This is a genomic window from Luteolibacter sp. Populi, from assembly GCF_040801775.1.
GTDB lineage: Bacteria > Verrucomicrobiota > Verrucomicrobiia > Verrucomicrobiales > Akkermansiaceae > Haloferula.
In genome coordinates this window covers 4,836,748-4,849,749 of record NZ_CP161812.1, presented here as the reverse complement: position 1 = coordinate 4,849,749, position 13,002 = coordinate 4,836,748, and the positions used below count along the sequence as shown (strand labels likewise).

The following is a 13,002-nucleotide window of genomic DNA, read 5'->3' as shown; positions in this document are numbered from 1 at the left end:
GCCAGAGCTGGGAGGCCATGAGCGAGTCCCACATTCCAGAAGGTTACCACTCGGTCACTCCCTCCCTGACCGCCCGCGACGCGAACGCAGCACTCGATTTCTACGCCCGCGCTTTTGGTGCGGAGGTGAAGTTCAAGATGGACGATCCGTCCTCCGGCAAGGTGGCCCACGCCGAGTTCCAGATCGGGAATTCGAAGATGATGATCTCCGACGAATATCCCGACTACGGGGCGATCGCGCCGGAGATCGGCAAGGGTGGTGCCTTCATGATCTATGTCCCCGATGTCGATGCCGCCTTCGCCAAGGCGGTGGCCGCGGGCGCCACCTCCCTCCAGGAGCCGACCGACCAGTTCTGGGGCGACCGGGTGGGAAAGGTGAACGATCCCTTCGGATACCGCTGGAGCCTCGCCGCCCACGTGCGCGATGTCTCGCCGGAAGAAATGGACGCAGCCATGAAGGCTTGGGGTGAAGCAACTTGCTGATCCATGGCCAAGGTACTGGTGGTGTTCGCGCATCCTGCCTTCCAGCGGTCGCGGGTGAACCGCGCCTTGGTCAAGGTCGCGGAGTCGATCGAAGACGTCACCGTGCATGACCTTTACGAGACTTATCCCGACTTCCTGATCGACGTGCGGGACGAGCAGAAGCTGATGGAAGAACACGATGCGGTGGTGATCCAGCATCCCTTCTTCTGGTATAGCAGTCCCGCGCTGGTGAAGGAGTGGCTCGATCTGGTGCTGGAATACCGCTGGGCCTACGGCGAGGGCGGGGACAGGCTGAAGGGCAAGATCCTCGCCCAAGCGATCAGTGCCGGCGGACCGGAGGATGCCTATCGGCGCGAGGGCTCCAATTTCTTCACGGTCCGCGAGCTGCTGGCACCCTACGAGCAAACGGCGCGGCTTTGCGGCATGGGATATGCACAGGCCTTCACCGTGCATGGTGCGAATGACCTCAACCCCGCGGCGCTGGCGGAGTGCTCACAACGCTACGCAAGCTGGCTTTCGGCCTTGTGCGACGGCAGCGCCCCGCTCTGGTTAGATTCTCCCCTTTGATCCACCGTGGCCTTCGAAAGTTTCTTCGCCCAAGCCTTCATGTACCTCTCCGCTGCCTTGGTGGCGGTGCTGGTGGGCAAGCGCCTGGGCATGGGTGCCGTGCTTGGCTATCTCATCGCCGGTGCGCTGATCGGTCCGTCCGGACTGGGGTGGGTCGGCGGAGAGAGCGAGCAGATCACCCACTTCGCGGAGTTCGGCGTGGTGATGATGCTGTTCCTGGTGGGTCTCGAACTTCAGCCCTCCCACCTGTGGAGCATGAAGAAGCAGATCTTCGGCCTCGGCAGCTTGCAGGTGCTGGGCTCGACGCTGCTGGTGGCGGGCGCGGTGATGGCCTTCGGCACGGGCTGGAAGCCTGCCTTGGCGATTGGCATGATTCTGGCGATGTCGAGCACGGCCATCGTGCTCCAGTGCCTCACAGAGCGGAATCTGATGAAGACGGAAGCGGGGCAAAATTCCTTCGCGGTCCTGCTCTTCCAAGACCTGGCGGTGATCCCGATCATGGCGCTGCTGCCCCTGCTTGCCCTCAAGCAAGCCGCCGGGGGCCATGGCCACGGTCACGGCGCGGCGGCGTGGATGGAGGCTTGGCCGGCATGGACTCATCCCCTCGCGACGATCGGCGCGGTGGTGATCATCGTGCTGGTGGCGCGCTGGGCGGTGAGGCCCTTCTTCCGCGCGATCGCCAAGACCCAGCAACGCGAGGCCTTTACGGCTGCCGCGCTGCTGCTGGTGATTTCGGTCGCCCTGCTGATGACCAAGGTGGGGCTCTCCGCGGCGCTCGGGACTTTCGTGGCGGGCGTGGTGTTGGCGAACAGCGAGTACCGGCATGAGCTGGAAAGCGACATCGAGCCCTTCAAGGGCTTGCTGTTAGGTCTGTTCTTCCTGGGAGTGGGAACCGGGATCGACTTCGGTCACATCGGCAGGAATCCCGGCACCGTTTTCGGCGGGGCGGCGGGGCTGCTATTGCTGAAGGGCGGCCTGATTTTCGGGCTCGCCCGCTGGCGCGGGTCGAGTTGCGGACCGGCCTTGATCTTCGCCTCCGCTCTGGCAGCGGGAGGCGAATTTGCCTTCGTGCTGATCACGCTGGCCGCAGGCGTCGAGGTCTTCAGCGAGGATGTCTCGCACACCTTGGTCGCCGTGGTGGCCCTGACGATGGCGGCCACACCGCTGCTGATCATGGGCAGCCATCGCTTCACGGCCAAGGGCATGGCCGAGGCTCCGAAGGAGGAACGGGAAAGCGACGTGCGGGACGATGGCGCGCCGGTGATCATCTGCGGTTTCGGCCGCTATGGCCATGCGGTAGGCCGGCTGCTGCACACCCAGGGCATCGAGTCCACGGTGCTCGACAATGACGCGGACCAGGTCGATACCCTGCGCGAAATCGGCTTTCCCGTTTTCTATGGCGATGCGGTGCGGCCGGATCTCCTGCTCACGGCAGGCGCGGCCCGGGCGAAAATCCTGGTGATCGCCCTGCGGGACCCGGCACTGAGCCTCAAGATCGTGGAGGTGGCACGGAAGCACTTCCCCCACCTCAAGATCTTCCTGCGCGCGCACAGCCGGCGGGAAGCCTACGAGTTCATCGCGGCCGGCGAGGAGCGGGTCTATCGCGAGACCCTGGATTCCTCCCTGCGCATGGGTACCGATGTCCTGCGCATGCTGGGCCTGCCTGCCTACGCCGCGCACCGGGCCGCGAAACTCTACCGCAAGGCCGACGAGACCTTCGTCCGCCGCATGGTCGCCCACCGCAATAACCGCGCGACCTTCATGACCGCGGCACGGGCATCCCAAGCGATCTACGAGGAGGTGATGCGCGCCGATCCCCTGCAATCCGCGGACGAGGCCTGGACCCCGCCCGCCAGTGGCGACGGCAAGGACGACATGGTGCCCTGAGCATGCCTTCGGCGCATGCTGAGGCCAGCCAGACGCTATTTCCCAGAAGGGAGAAGGCCTGTCACGCTGGCTCTAGCAATCCCAATACTACATCAGCATGACCAAGGTCCTCGTCCTCTATTACTCCACCTACGGCCACATCGAAACCATGGCAGGCGCTGTCGCCGAGGGCGCGCGCTCGGTCGATGGGGTGGAAGTCACCCTCAAGCGCGTGCCGGAAACCATGTCCGAAGAAACCGCCAGGCAATACGGCGCGAAGCTTGACCAGGCGGCACCGGTCGCCGCACCGGGCGAACTCCCGGAATACGACGCGATCATTTTCGGCACGCCGACCCGCTTCGGCAACATGGCCGGACAGATGCGGAACTTCCTCGATCAGACCGGCCAGCTCTGGCTCAAGGGCGCCCTGATCGGCAAGGTCGGCAGCGTCTTCGCCAGCACCGGCACCGGCGGCGGCAACGAATCGACCATCCTGACCTTCATCCCGACCCTCCTGCACCACGGCATGGTCTATGTCGGCCTGCCCTACTCGGCTCCGGAGCTCACTGACATCAGCGAGGTCCGCGGCGGCAGTCCCTACGGTGCCGGCACCATCGCCGGTGCCGACGGCTCGCGGCAGCCGAGCGAGAAGGAACTCTCGCTGGCACGATTCCAAGGCAAGCACGTCGCCGGTATCGCCGCGCGCCTCAACAAGTGATCTACTGCAGTCGTGAGACCGCTCGCGGCATCCCTTCTGGCAATCAGCCTCGTCGTGGCCGCCTGTGCCCCGGCGAGGCTGGAGCGTTTGATCGAGAGGCGCTATCACCCGCACGCGGCGGAGACGGATAGCGATCTGGCCCGGGCCTTCGATGGGGCGAACGATGCCGCGGCCACCCGCCGCTTGGGGCGATGGATCGAGGAACTTCATGCCAGCGGGCGCATGAAGGGAGTGGTGCAGGTAGCCGGCCATCGCGTGCGCTTTCATCGCGGTGGCGAGGGCATCTTCTCGCCCGGTTATTTCGACAAGCTGGAATGCGCGGATCACTACCGGGTGGTGGGCTTGAAAGACCATCGCACGGAGGGGGTGGGCGTGACCATGACGGGCCACCGCGAGAACAAGCATGCGGAGCCGGTCGAGCAATGGTATCCGCCGGAAGCAATCACACGCACGGTCACGGCGGTGGCGGTTCCCGGAGTGAGGCGCAGCGGGATGCGCGAGGTGGAGATCCGGCTCTATAACCGGATGAAAACGGAAACGGTGGTGCTTGCAGGCAAGCGGCAGATCTTGGCCGGGGATTTCACGGTGTCCTTCGCGGGCCTGCTTGCGAACACCCGCGGCTTGGCCAGGAGCGCCCTGACTTCGGTATTGCAACAGGACACGGGGCGAAAAACCGGGTTCTACATGACGGAAGAGTACGATCCGCATCGTACTCCGTTGATCATGATCCACGGCTTGTTTTCGACTCCCCTGGCCTGGGCAGAGCTGACGAACGAACTGCGGGCGGACCCGGCGATCCGGCGGCGCTACCAGATCTGGCACTATCTCTATCCGACCAATGCGCCGCCGCTCTATTCCGCGCGGGTCATGCGCATCCAACTCGACGAGTTCCGGCGCTTCCTCGACCCGGGCGGAAAGGATCCCGCGATGCAGCGGACCGTGGTGGTGGCGCACAGCATGGGCGGACTGCTGGCGAAGTCGCTGGTGGTCGATCCGCGGGAGGCCTTCTGGGATCCGATTTTTACACGGCCGCTGGCTAAACTGGAACTCACGCCGGAGGAGCGGGCCATGATGATCGAGGCTTTCTACTGGAAACCCCGGCGGCACGTGGACCGGGTTGTCTTTTGCTCGGTGCCTTTCGGGGGCAGCACCTTTGCGGCCTCGTGGGTGGGAAGGCTCGGAAGGCTTTTCGTCGCTCCCAGCCGCGGCTTCAACGATTTCTTCGCCGGGATCGAGAAGAGGAATCCGGGCATGTGGCGGCCGATCTATGAAGATCCTTCGAGCGGGACCATCAACAGCGTCGTCAGCCTGACACCCAAGCAGGCCTCGATGGAGATCTTCCGGCAGTTGAAGATCGTCCCGGGAACCGCGACTCATGTGATCAAGGGAGCCCGCGACCTCTTCGTCTCTTCCTCCAGCGCCGATGTCCCCGGCGCCGAATCCACGCTGACGGTGTCCTCCGGCCACGGTTCCTTCCACGATCCGCAAGCGATCGCAGAGATCCGCCGCATCCTCGCCCTGCCACCGAAGCCTTGAGGTGAACAGTTCCCGGGAGTTGCGGAGCACAGCGACCCGGTCCACGGTCGTAAGATGCCTCGCGCCAAACCCGGATTCTTAATTCACAGGCTCGGCAAATGGCGGCGCGAACCGCTGGCACCACTGCTCTTGCTGGTATCGGCGGCAGGTATCTTCGGCTTTCTGGAACTCGCCTCGGAAGTCAGGGAGGACGAATTCCGGCATTACGATGAAGCCATCCTGCTGATGATGCGCGAGCCCGGAAACCCCGCGGATCCGATCGGCTCCGTGAGGATCGAGGAGATGGCCCGCGACCTCACCGCACTGGGAAGTTTCACGATCCTCACCATCGTCGCGATCATCGGGCTCGCCGCGGCTCTCTTCGTCGGCCGCTGGAAGCTCGCTCTCTCCGGGCTGATCTCGGTTCTCAGCGGAATGGCGGTCATGAATCTCCTCAAAAGCAGCTATGCACGGGCCCGGCCGGACGTGGTCGCCCATGCCACCACCTTTCACAATGAGAGCTTCCCGAGCGGCCACGCCACCATGGCCTCGATCGTCTACCTGACCCTCGGGATCATGCTTGCCCGGACCCAGCCGCGGAAGCGCGTGCGCATCTTCGTCGTGGCGCTCTCCATCCTGATCACGATGTCGGTCGGTATCAGCCGCATCTACCTCGGCGTCCATTGGCCGACCGATGTGCTCGGTGGCTGGGCGCTCGGCACGGTATGGGCCGTCCTGTTCTGGTTTGCCGCCGTAAAGGTGGACTCGCGCAGGGCGCGGCTTGAGACCGCACGTTCATGACCCGGGAAATCCCGTGGACCATTGATCTGCCGGGGTCCATCCTTGGGCATGTTCTTTCCGATCAGCGATGACGACCGGCACCTGATGAGCCCGGCTTGGGTGAGTATCGGCTTGCTCGTCGCAAACGTGATCATGTTCGTCGTGCAGCTCATGGATCCCGCCTTCACCTATGGCTGGAGTGTGATTCCCTATGAGATCACCCATGGCACGGACCTGACCCAGCCGGTGAGGCTGATCATCCCCGGCCATGGCTCGGAAATCATCCCGCAAATGCCCGGCCCGGTCCCGATCTACCTGACCATCTTCTCCGCCATGTTCATGCACGGCGGCTGGGCCCACATCGGCGGGAACATGCTCTACCTCTGGATTTTTGGCGACAACGTGGAGCACCGCTTCGGCCCCTTGAAATTCCTGGCCTTCTATCTCGTCAGTGGCATCGTCGCCACCTTCGCGCAGATCGCGACCGGGATGGAGAGCGTGATCCCGAACCTCGGAGCCTCCGGGGCGATCGCCGGCGTTCTGGGTGCTTACCTGGTCCTCTTTCCCCGGAATATGGTGAACGCCATCTTCTTCTTCCGGATCGTCTCGCTTCCGGCCGTTTTCGTGATCGGCATGTGGGCCGTCACTCAATTCGTCAGCGGATACGGTGCCATTGCCATGACGGAGCAGACCAGCGGCGGCGTCGCCTATGCCGCCCACATTGGCGGCTTCATCGCCGGAGTCGTCATGGGGCTCGTCTCACGGTTGAGCATGAAGAACCACGAGCCGCCCTCGGTGTTCCGGAAGATCTATGAAGAGCAGCCACGGGCGCGGCGTTACTGGTAAGGGGCACAGCGCTTCGCGTCATTCAGCCTCCCCCGCTACCTTCGAAGAAAGCAGCTTCGAACCAAGATCCAGCGGCCTGCCGATCAACACCGGCAATCTCGACTCCAGCCAATCCCGCGCCGCCACCGTCTTCACCGCGCAGGCCCATAGCGTGACGACGTGCCAGCCCATGACGTGCAGCTCATTCTCCACACGGGCATCGCGGGCCTTGTTCCCCATGATCTTGGCGGTCCACCATTCGGTCTTCGACTTCGGCATCTTGAAGTCCGGGCAGCGTTCGTGGCCGTGCCAGAAACAACCGTGGACGAAGACCACCACCTCATACTTCGGAAGGACCAGGTCCGGCCTGCCGGGCAGCGATTTGTTCTTCGGACCGCGCACCGTAAAACGGTAGCCGAGCCGGTGGAGCATCGAGCGCACCAGCAGCTCGGGCTTGGTATTCCCGCCGCGGATGCGGGACATCACCTCCGAGCGTTTCTCCGGTGACCAGATGTCGGCCATGGGAGGAGTAGCAAGGAGCAGGCAGCGGGTAGCAAGGAGTTAGAAGGCCGGCAGGGAATTTCTCGCCTCCGGGCTCCTCACAATTCAGGATACCACCATGTACCTGCCCTCCTCACGCCGCCGTTTCTTGTCGAATTTCACGCTCGGAGCCGCAGGCCTGTGGGTGCCGGGTGTTTTCGCGGAGGCGCTCACCCTCACGCCCAAGCAGACCGAGGGTCCCTTCTATCCGGTCGACCTCCCGCTCGATACCGACAACGACCTGATCCGCCTCAATGACGGGCTGACTCCCGCCCTCGGCGAAGTGACCCACCTCAGCGGCCGGGTCACCGATGCCAAGGGCGAACCGATCCGCAATGCGCTGGTGGAGATCTGGCAGGTCGATCACCACGGCGTCTATCTCCATAAGGGCAGCAGCGATGCCGAGAAGCGCGATGCGAATTTCCAAGGCTTCGGCCGCTTCATGACCAGCTCCACCGGCGAATACTACTTCCGCACCATCAAGCCGGTCCGCTATCCCGGCCGGACGCCGCACATCCACTTCGCGGTCAAGATGAAGGGCCGCGACAAGTGGACGACGCAGTGCTACATCAAAGGCGAGACCCAGAACGATACCGACGGCGTCCTGCGCGGCATCAAGGACGAGACCCAGCGCGCCTCGGTGATCGTCGATTTCGCTCCGCTGCCCGGCGTGGTCACCGGGGAATTGGCGGCGCGCTTCGACATCGTGATGGGCTTCACGCCGGCGGCATGAAGGAAGTTCCAAGTGAGAAGGACCAAGTCCCAAGGAACAGCCGATTGCGGCGACGTTTGAAAATCCTTCCTGCCTTCTTGGCACTTGGAACTTCTTACTTGGAACTTTCCCCCTACCGCACCTCCCATTCATGCTCGATGCCTTCCGCCGAGCGCGGTTCAAGGTGCGAGATTACCCTCACGTCCGGGCCTAACAGCGCCGCCACCTTGCCCTCCATCAGCGTGGCGATTTCGTGGGCATCGCGCAGCCCGGTCTGATCGGGGAAGACCAGGTGGAACTCCACCCAATGCGTGCGCCCCGAGTGGCGGTGGCGGAGATTGTGATAGGATAGCCCGCTCGGCGAGCACTCGGCATCCAGGCAATCGCGGAGTTCCTTCTCCACCTTGAGATCGGCCTCATCCATCAGGCCGCCGAAGCTCTCCCGCATCAGCTTCCCGCCGGTCCAGAGCAACTTGCCGGCGGCGAGCACCGCGAAGATCGGGTCCCACCATTTCCAGCCGGTCGTCTGGATCAGCACCAGCGCTGCCAGAACCCCGCCGCTGGTCCAGACATCCGCCAGCACGTGGTGGCCGTTCGCGCGCAGCACCGCGGAGTTCCGCTTCTTGCCGACGCGAAGGAGGGCGGAGCCGAGGAAGAGATTCACTGCCGCGGCCAAGCCCGTGAGGATCATCCCGATCCCAATGCTCGCGATCTCCCCGCGGATGAAAACCTGTCGGCCCGCATCATAGACGATCAGAAGTGCCGCAGCGCTGATCATGGCACCCTCGAAGCCCGAGGACAGGAAGGCCACCTTGTCATGCCCGAAATGATGGGTCTCGTCCGAAGGCTTGTAGGAAAGCCGCAGCGCCCATGCCGCGAAGGCTACCGCCAGGACATGGGTCACCGATTCCGCCGCATCCGAGTAAATGGCGGAGGAGCCGGTGATCACCGCCGCCGCGACCTTCACCACCAGCAAAACAATCGCCACGATCAGCGAAAGGCTCATCACCCGCGATTGGTCTTCTGACAAGCTGCCGTTCACGCTCACCCGGAAAGCCTGTGGATTCTCCGCGGCATGGCAACCTTCCGAAAAAGACCCTCGCTTCCAGCAACGTAAGTGATTGAATGCACGCAGCCCGAGTGAAGCGCGCCGCCCTAACATTCTTAGCCTTGGCTGCAATTGTTTGCGCGGTCTGCTGGCACTGGCGCGACAAGGCCACCCGGCTTTGGCAGCAGACGAGAACCGCGGTAGCAAGTCCCGCTGGCATCACCCCGCAGCCCGATCCTGCCCGCTACGCCACGCTCAAGGAGGAGGCGGAACGTTGGCGCACGGATCTCGCCGGCAGATATGCCAAGGCCCGCACGCCCGCGGAGAAGGACAAGGTGCTGGCGGAGACCCGGAACTTCCTGGAAACCCTCCTGCCCGAAATGATGCTCTGCTGGCTCGGCACGCCATGGAACTTCCACGGCACCGCCGAAGGCCCCGGGCAGGGCAATATCGCCTGTGGCTATTTCGTGTCCACGGTCTTGAAGGACGCGGGATTCCGCGTGGACCGCTACAAGCTCGCCCAGCAAGCCTCGCAGAATATCCTGCGCAGTTTCTTGCCCCGCGAGTCGCTGGACCTTCAGGTCGGCGTCTCCTACGACAACTACGCGACCGGCCTGAACAAGGCCGAGCATGGCGTGCGGATCGTGGGCCTCGACAGCCATGTGGCCTTTCTCGTCACCGGTCCGGAGGGTTTCCGCTTCATCCATTCCTCAGGATCCAAGCCCTGGTGCGTGGTGAACGAAGACCAAGCGGGCGCCGAAGTACTACGCCGCTCGAACTACCGCGTGCAGGGCCTGCTCACCGGTGACAAGGAAGTCCTCCGCCGCTGGCTGGGGGGCAAGAAGATCGGGGTGAAAGGCGACGGCCCCGCCACCGCAGCGGCCGGGCGCTGAGCGAAAGCGGGCCAGCCGCAGCACGGACGGCTCTTCCCTGGGAGCGCGGAGCCACCCGGCCCGCAGAATGGTCCCCAACTGCCCGCGACACGGAAAGGAATGCAAGCAAGCGACGGCGCTTTCCACTCCGCCGCGCTATGGGTAGCGCTGATTTGGCTGCTTCTGCGGGCAGTGCCTCCGCGCTCCCAGGCGCTGACGCGTCAGACTACCCAATGAAGTAGAGCCAATTTCCCCATCCTCCGGGATACAAAAAAGCACACGGGAGAATTCTCCCGTGCGCCTTATAAATTGGACGCAAAAACCGGATCAGGCCGGCTCGGGCTCCGGGACCTGCACACCGCCGGGCACCCGTGCAGAGATCGCTTCCGAATGGGCGTAGTCCCCTTCTGCCTGAAGCACCGCGCAGTAGTTCTCCGCGACGGCTTGCAGGTCGGAAGAATACTCGACGCCCAAGGCTTCGAAGGCGCTGACGGCCTTCTCAAAGTGGCGGCGGGCCCAGGCGCTGTCACCGGTGGCCAGCAAAGCCAAGGCGAGGTTGTTGTGGGATTGCGCGGTATCCGGATGGTTGTCGCCGAAGTTCTTGCGGCGGGCTTCCAGCGCCATCATGTGCATCTCGCGGGCCTGCTCGTGCAGCCCGGCCGATTGATAAAGCGCACCGATGTTGTTGCAGACCGAGGCGGTCTCTTCGTGATCGGGACCCAGCTCGCGGTGAAGGATTTCGAGCGCCTTGAGGTATTCCGCCTCGGCACCTTCCGTATTCCCCTCGTTGCGCTTCAGCACGGCGAGGTTGTTGGACATCGCGGCGATGTCGAGCGAGGCCTGCGGATCTGCCATCTCGAAGTAGCGGACGGCCTCCTGCCAGAGCTCGGCGGCGCGCTCCGGATGATCCAATTGGTCGTGCACCGAGCCGTAGCCGGCGTGAAGACGCCCGAGCTGGAGGCAGCGGTCCGGGCGGTTGTCGAGCTGGTCGATCGCCTGCTTGTAGTCGTCGCGCGCTTCCTCGAAGCGGCCGAGCAAGCGGTAGACGTCGCCGCGGACTTCCAGCGAACTGGCAAATTCGTCGATGCTATCGAGGTCGCTGTTGAGCGTCTGCTGGGCCTTGAGCACCGCGGCGGTCGCGGCATGGACGGCCTCTTCGAGGTCGCCCGCGGCAACGAGTTCGTCCACTCGGTTGCGGAGGATGTGAATGAGCGTGGTAGTAGGTGAGTCCATGGCGTGTATTTACTTTAAATCACCGGATTGGGATTCTGCAACGGGGAATTCCACTCCGGGTGAAAGTCGTTCGAGAAGCTGGGCGCGCTGAGGAGGAAGCCCGCCGAGGGCCTCGCGCAGGGCCGGGGCCGCATGTCGGCGCTCCCGGGCAATACCCAGATATTTAACCAATTCCTGCTCGAAATGCTTCAGCGCCCGGACCGAAGCCCCCTTTTCCGCCACATGGTCGAGCCCGCGGCGCAAAAGCTGGAAGAGGTCCGGCTCCGGGTGATCCCGCTCTACGGACAGCTCCAGCAGACGGCACCAATAGCCTGACAAAAGCATTGCATTGTAATCACCTCGGATCGATTCCCGGGTCGACGTGGGAGCCGATTCGCGGAGCTGGTGGAGGTCGCCGTTGCGGGCCGTCGTCCAGTGGATTTCGGCGTCGAAAAACAGGTCCAGTTTCCCTGCAAAAGGGCTTTTCGGGCTCCGCGCGCCCCTCGCCACCGTCTTGATCAGCCCGTGCCCGGCCGTGAACCAGTGGACGATCCAACTGGTGTCGGTCAGCTTCGTGAGCCGGATCAATATGCCTTGGCAGTGCTCCATCGTCGCGAGGTGGAAACCCGCCGGGAGCCGGATGGTTTCACCGAATGCCCGCCAACTTGCCCGGAATCCGCCGCACCGCAAGCTTTCGCATGCCGCGCGGCAATTCGAAATCCGCATGCGCCCATCACAAATTCACCCGCTGCTAGAATAATTCGCCCTTCGCCTCCTCATTCTTCTCCGCGATCAAGGGCGGCGGCGGCGGATCGAAGGCCGGCAGCGGCGCGACCAGATTCGCCGGCAGCGGGAAAACCTTCTCGTAAATTCCGTCCGCCAGCTCGTTCGCCTGCGCGTAGGCACCCTTCATCATCTCCAGCTTCGCATCGAGATTGTCGACGTAGTGCAGCGCGATTGCCTCGGGCGTCCGCGGCAAAGTGGGCGAGCCGAAGGCATATTCGCCATGATGACTGGCCACCAGGTGGAGCAGGTGCAGCCGCACCGTCTCGCTGGCAGGCTCCAGCGGCAGCCAGTCTTTCGACACCGGGGAATCCGTGACCTCGCGCCAGAGCTTGTTCACCAGCTCGATCCCCAGCGGGATGTGGCCCAACATTTCCCCATGCAGCGTGTAACCCTGCCCGAAACCGCGCTCCGGATACTGGTTTTCCCAGAGCTTGCCGCAGTCGTGGAAAAGCACCCCTGTGATCAGCAGGTCGCGATTCAATTCGGGATAGGCAGAGCAAATCAGATCCGCGGTGCGCATCATCTGCGCCACATGCTCGACCAAGCCGCCGCGGCGGGCGTGGTGATTCTTCCGCGCCGCCGCCGCACGCCGGAATTTCGCGCCGAGATCGGCGATAAATCGATCCGCCAAGGCATGTAGCCGCGGATCGCGGACGCCGGAGCAAAAGGCGCAGATCGTCTCCCAATCCCGCCGCTGCTTCTCCGCCGTAGCGGCATCCCCGGCGAAAAAGCTCTCCAAGTCCTCACCCGTCAGCACTTCCCAAGCAATGCTTGCAGCATTCACACCATACTGATTCTGGGTCCACTGCGCATCCATCCGCAGCACCGTCCCGTCCTTCATCAGGGTCGCCGCCTCGAACAGCGGGGCGTCCGACCATGCGTTCAGATTGAAGCTGCCGGTAGCGTCGGCAAAAGTCAGCACCAGGTAAGGCTTCCCCGCCTTGGTCTGGCGCTGGCTGCGCGACTGCAATTCACAATCGATAAACGCGACGAGCGCTTGCTCGCCCGCCTGTTCCTTGAGGGAGGCCACCGTCAGAAAATTCACCCGCGCAGCATCCATGCCGCGGGAACGGTGTCAC

At 63.6% G+C, this 13,002-nt stretch carries 14 protein-coding genes; 9 read left to right on the top strand and 5 right to left on the bottom strand.

The window, feature by feature from the left end:
• Nucleotides 1-17 precede the first annotated feature (17 nt).
• The 7 genes from ABWK72_RS19700 to ABWK72_RS19670 all read left to right on the top strand — a co-directional run bounded on the left by ABWK72_RS19700 (nt 18) and on the right by ABWK72_RS19670 (nt 6,774).
• On the top strand, nt 18-482 hold the full coding sequence (locus ABWK72_RS19700; protein ID WP_367871286.1) for a VOC family protein: 465 nt from the start codon (nt 18-20) through the stop codon (nt 480-482).
• 3 nt (nt 483-485) lie between these two features.
• Nucleotides 486-1,049 carry an NAD(P)H-dependent oxidoreductase gene (locus tag ABWK72_RS19695; RefSeq protein WP_367871285.1) on the top strand — a complete coding sequence of 188 codons (564 nt, stop codon included), beginning with the start codon at nt 486-488 and terminating at the stop codon, nt 1,047-1,049.
• 6 nt (nt 1,050-1,055) lie between these two features.
• Nucleotides 1,056-2,936 (top strand): monovalent cation:proton antiporter-2 (CPA2) family protein, encoded by a 1,881-nt coding sequence (locus tag ABWK72_RS19690; RefSeq protein WP_367871284.1) that lies wholly within the window; start codon nt 1,056-1,058, stop codon nt 2,934-2,936.
• A gap of 97 nt (nt 2,937-3,033) precedes the next feature.
• On the top strand, nt 3,034-3,633 hold the full coding sequence (gene wrbA / locus ABWK72_RS19685) for an NAD(P)H:quinone oxidoreductase (protein WP_367871283.1): 600 nt from the start codon (nt 3,034-3,036) through the stop codon (nt 3,631-3,633).
• Between the two features lie 12 nt (nt 3,634-3,645).
• Nucleotides 3,646-5,169: an esterase/lipase family protein gene (locus tag ABWK72_RS19680; RefSeq protein WP_367871282.1), complete on the top strand. Its 1,524-nt coding sequence runs from the start codon at nt 3,646-3,648 to the stop codon at nt 5,167-5,169.
• Nucleotides 5,170-5,223: 54 nt separating this feature from the next.
• Nucleotides 5,224-5,949, top strand: a complete 726-nt coding sequence (locus tag ABWK72_RS19675) for a phosphatase PAP2 family protein (protein WP_367871281.1) — start codon at nt 5,224-5,226, stop codon at nt 5,947-5,949.
• 48 nt (nt 5,950-5,997) lie between these two features.
• Complete coding sequence (locus ABWK72_RS19670) at nt 5,998-6,774, top strand: rhomboid family intramembrane serine protease (protein WP_367871280.1); 777 nt, start codon at nt 5,998-6,000, stop codon at nt 6,772-6,774.
• Nucleotides 6,775-6,792: 18 nt separating this feature from the next.
• Here the strand turns inward: ABWK72_RS19670 and ABWK72_RS19665 are convergent, their stop codons facing one another.
• Complete coding sequence (locus ABWK72_RS19665; protein WP_367871279.1) at nt 6,793-7,275, bottom strand: very short patch repair endonuclease; 483 nt, start codon at nt 7,273-7,275, stop codon at nt 6,793-6,795.
• A 97-nt stretch (nt 7,276-7,372) separates the two neighbouring features.
• On the opposite strand from ABWK72_RS19665, the gene ABWK72_RS19660 reads away from it, so the two are divergent.
• Complete coding sequence (locus ABWK72_RS19660; protein ID WP_367871278.1) at nt 7,373-8,026, top strand: intradiol ring-cleavage dioxygenase; 654 nt, start codon at nt 7,373-7,375, stop codon at nt 8,024-8,026.
• A gap of 112 nt (nt 8,027-8,138) precedes the next feature.
• Here the strand turns inward: ABWK72_RS19660 and ABWK72_RS19655 are convergent, their stop codons facing one another.
• Nucleotides 8,139-9,053 (bottom strand): cation diffusion facilitator family transporter, encoded by a 915-nt coding sequence (locus tag ABWK72_RS19655; protein ID WP_367871277.1) that lies wholly within the window; start codon nt 9,051-9,053, stop codon nt 8,139-8,141.
• 122 nt (nt 9,054-9,175) lie between these two features.
• Between ABWK72_RS19655 and ABWK72_RS19650 the strand changes: the two genes are divergently transcribed.
• A complete protein-coding gene (locus ABWK72_RS19650; RefSeq protein WP_367871276.1) occupies nt 9,176-9,946 on the top strand; it encodes a hypothetical protein in 771 nt (256 codons plus the stop codon).
• A 306-nt stretch (nt 9,947-10,252) separates the two neighbouring features.
• On the opposite strand, the gene ABWK72_RS19645 is transcribed toward ABWK72_RS19650, so the two are convergent.
• Genes ABWK72_RS19645 through ABWK72_RS19635 form a run of 3 tightly spaced genes read right to left on the bottom strand, consistent with a single transcriptional unit; the run spans nt 10,253 to nt 12,968 of the window.
• A complete protein-coding gene (locus ABWK72_RS19645) occupies nt 10,253-11,158 on the bottom strand; it encodes a tetratricopeptide repeat protein (RefSeq protein WP_367871275.1) in 906 nt (301 codons plus the stop codon).
• Between the two features lie 9 nt (nt 11,159-11,167).
• Nucleotides 11,168-11,863, bottom strand: a complete 696-nt coding sequence (recO, locus tag ABWK72_RS19640; RefSeq protein ID WP_367871274.1) for a DNA repair protein RecO — start codon at nt 11,861-11,863, stop codon at nt 11,168-11,170.
• Between the two features lie 25 nt (nt 11,864-11,888).
• Nucleotides 11,889-12,968, bottom strand: a complete 1,080-nt coding sequence (locus ABWK72_RS19635) for an HD domain-containing protein (RefSeq protein WP_367871273.1) — start codon at nt 12,966-12,968, stop codon at nt 11,889-11,891.
• Nucleotides 12,969-13,002: the final 34 nt, after the last annotated feature.

Bases quoted from the DNA above. Each gene is read 5' to 3' on its own strand.
- ABWK72_RS19700 (WP_367871286.1), top strand. From the start codon at position 18: ATGAGCGAGTCCCACATTCCAGAAGGTTACCACTCGGTCACTCCCTCC.
- ABWK72_RS19695 (WP_367871285.1), top strand. From the start codon at position 486: ATGGCCAAGGTACTGGTGGTGTTCGCGCATCCTGCCTTCCAGCGGTCG.
- wrbA (WP_367871283.1), top strand. From the start codon at position 3,034: ATGACCAAGGTCCTCGTCCTCTATTACTCCACCTACGGCCACATCGAA.
- ABWK72_RS19675 (WP_367871281.1), top strand. From the start codon at position 5,224: ATGCCTCGCGCCAAACCCGGATTCTTAATTCACAGGCTCGGCAAATGG.
- ABWK72_RS19670 (WP_367871280.1), top strand. From the start codon at position 5,998: ATGTTCTTTCCGATCAGCGATGACGACCGGCACCTGATGAGCCCGGCT.
- ABWK72_RS19665 (WP_367871279.1), bottom strand. From the start codon at position 7,275: ATGGCCGACATCTGGTCACCGGAGAAACGCTCGGAGGTGATGTCCCGC.
- ABWK72_RS19660 (WP_367871278.1), top strand. From the start codon at position 7,373: ATGTACCTGCCCTCCTCACGCCGCCGTTTCTTGTCGAATTTCACGCTC.
- ABWK72_RS19645 (WP_367871275.1), bottom strand. From the start codon at position 11,158: ATGGACTCACCTACTACCACGCTCATTCACATCCTCCGCAACCGAGTG.
- recO (WP_367871274.1), bottom strand. From the start codon at position 11,863: ATGCGGATTTCGAATTGCCGCGCGGCATGCGAAAGCTTGCGGTGCGGC.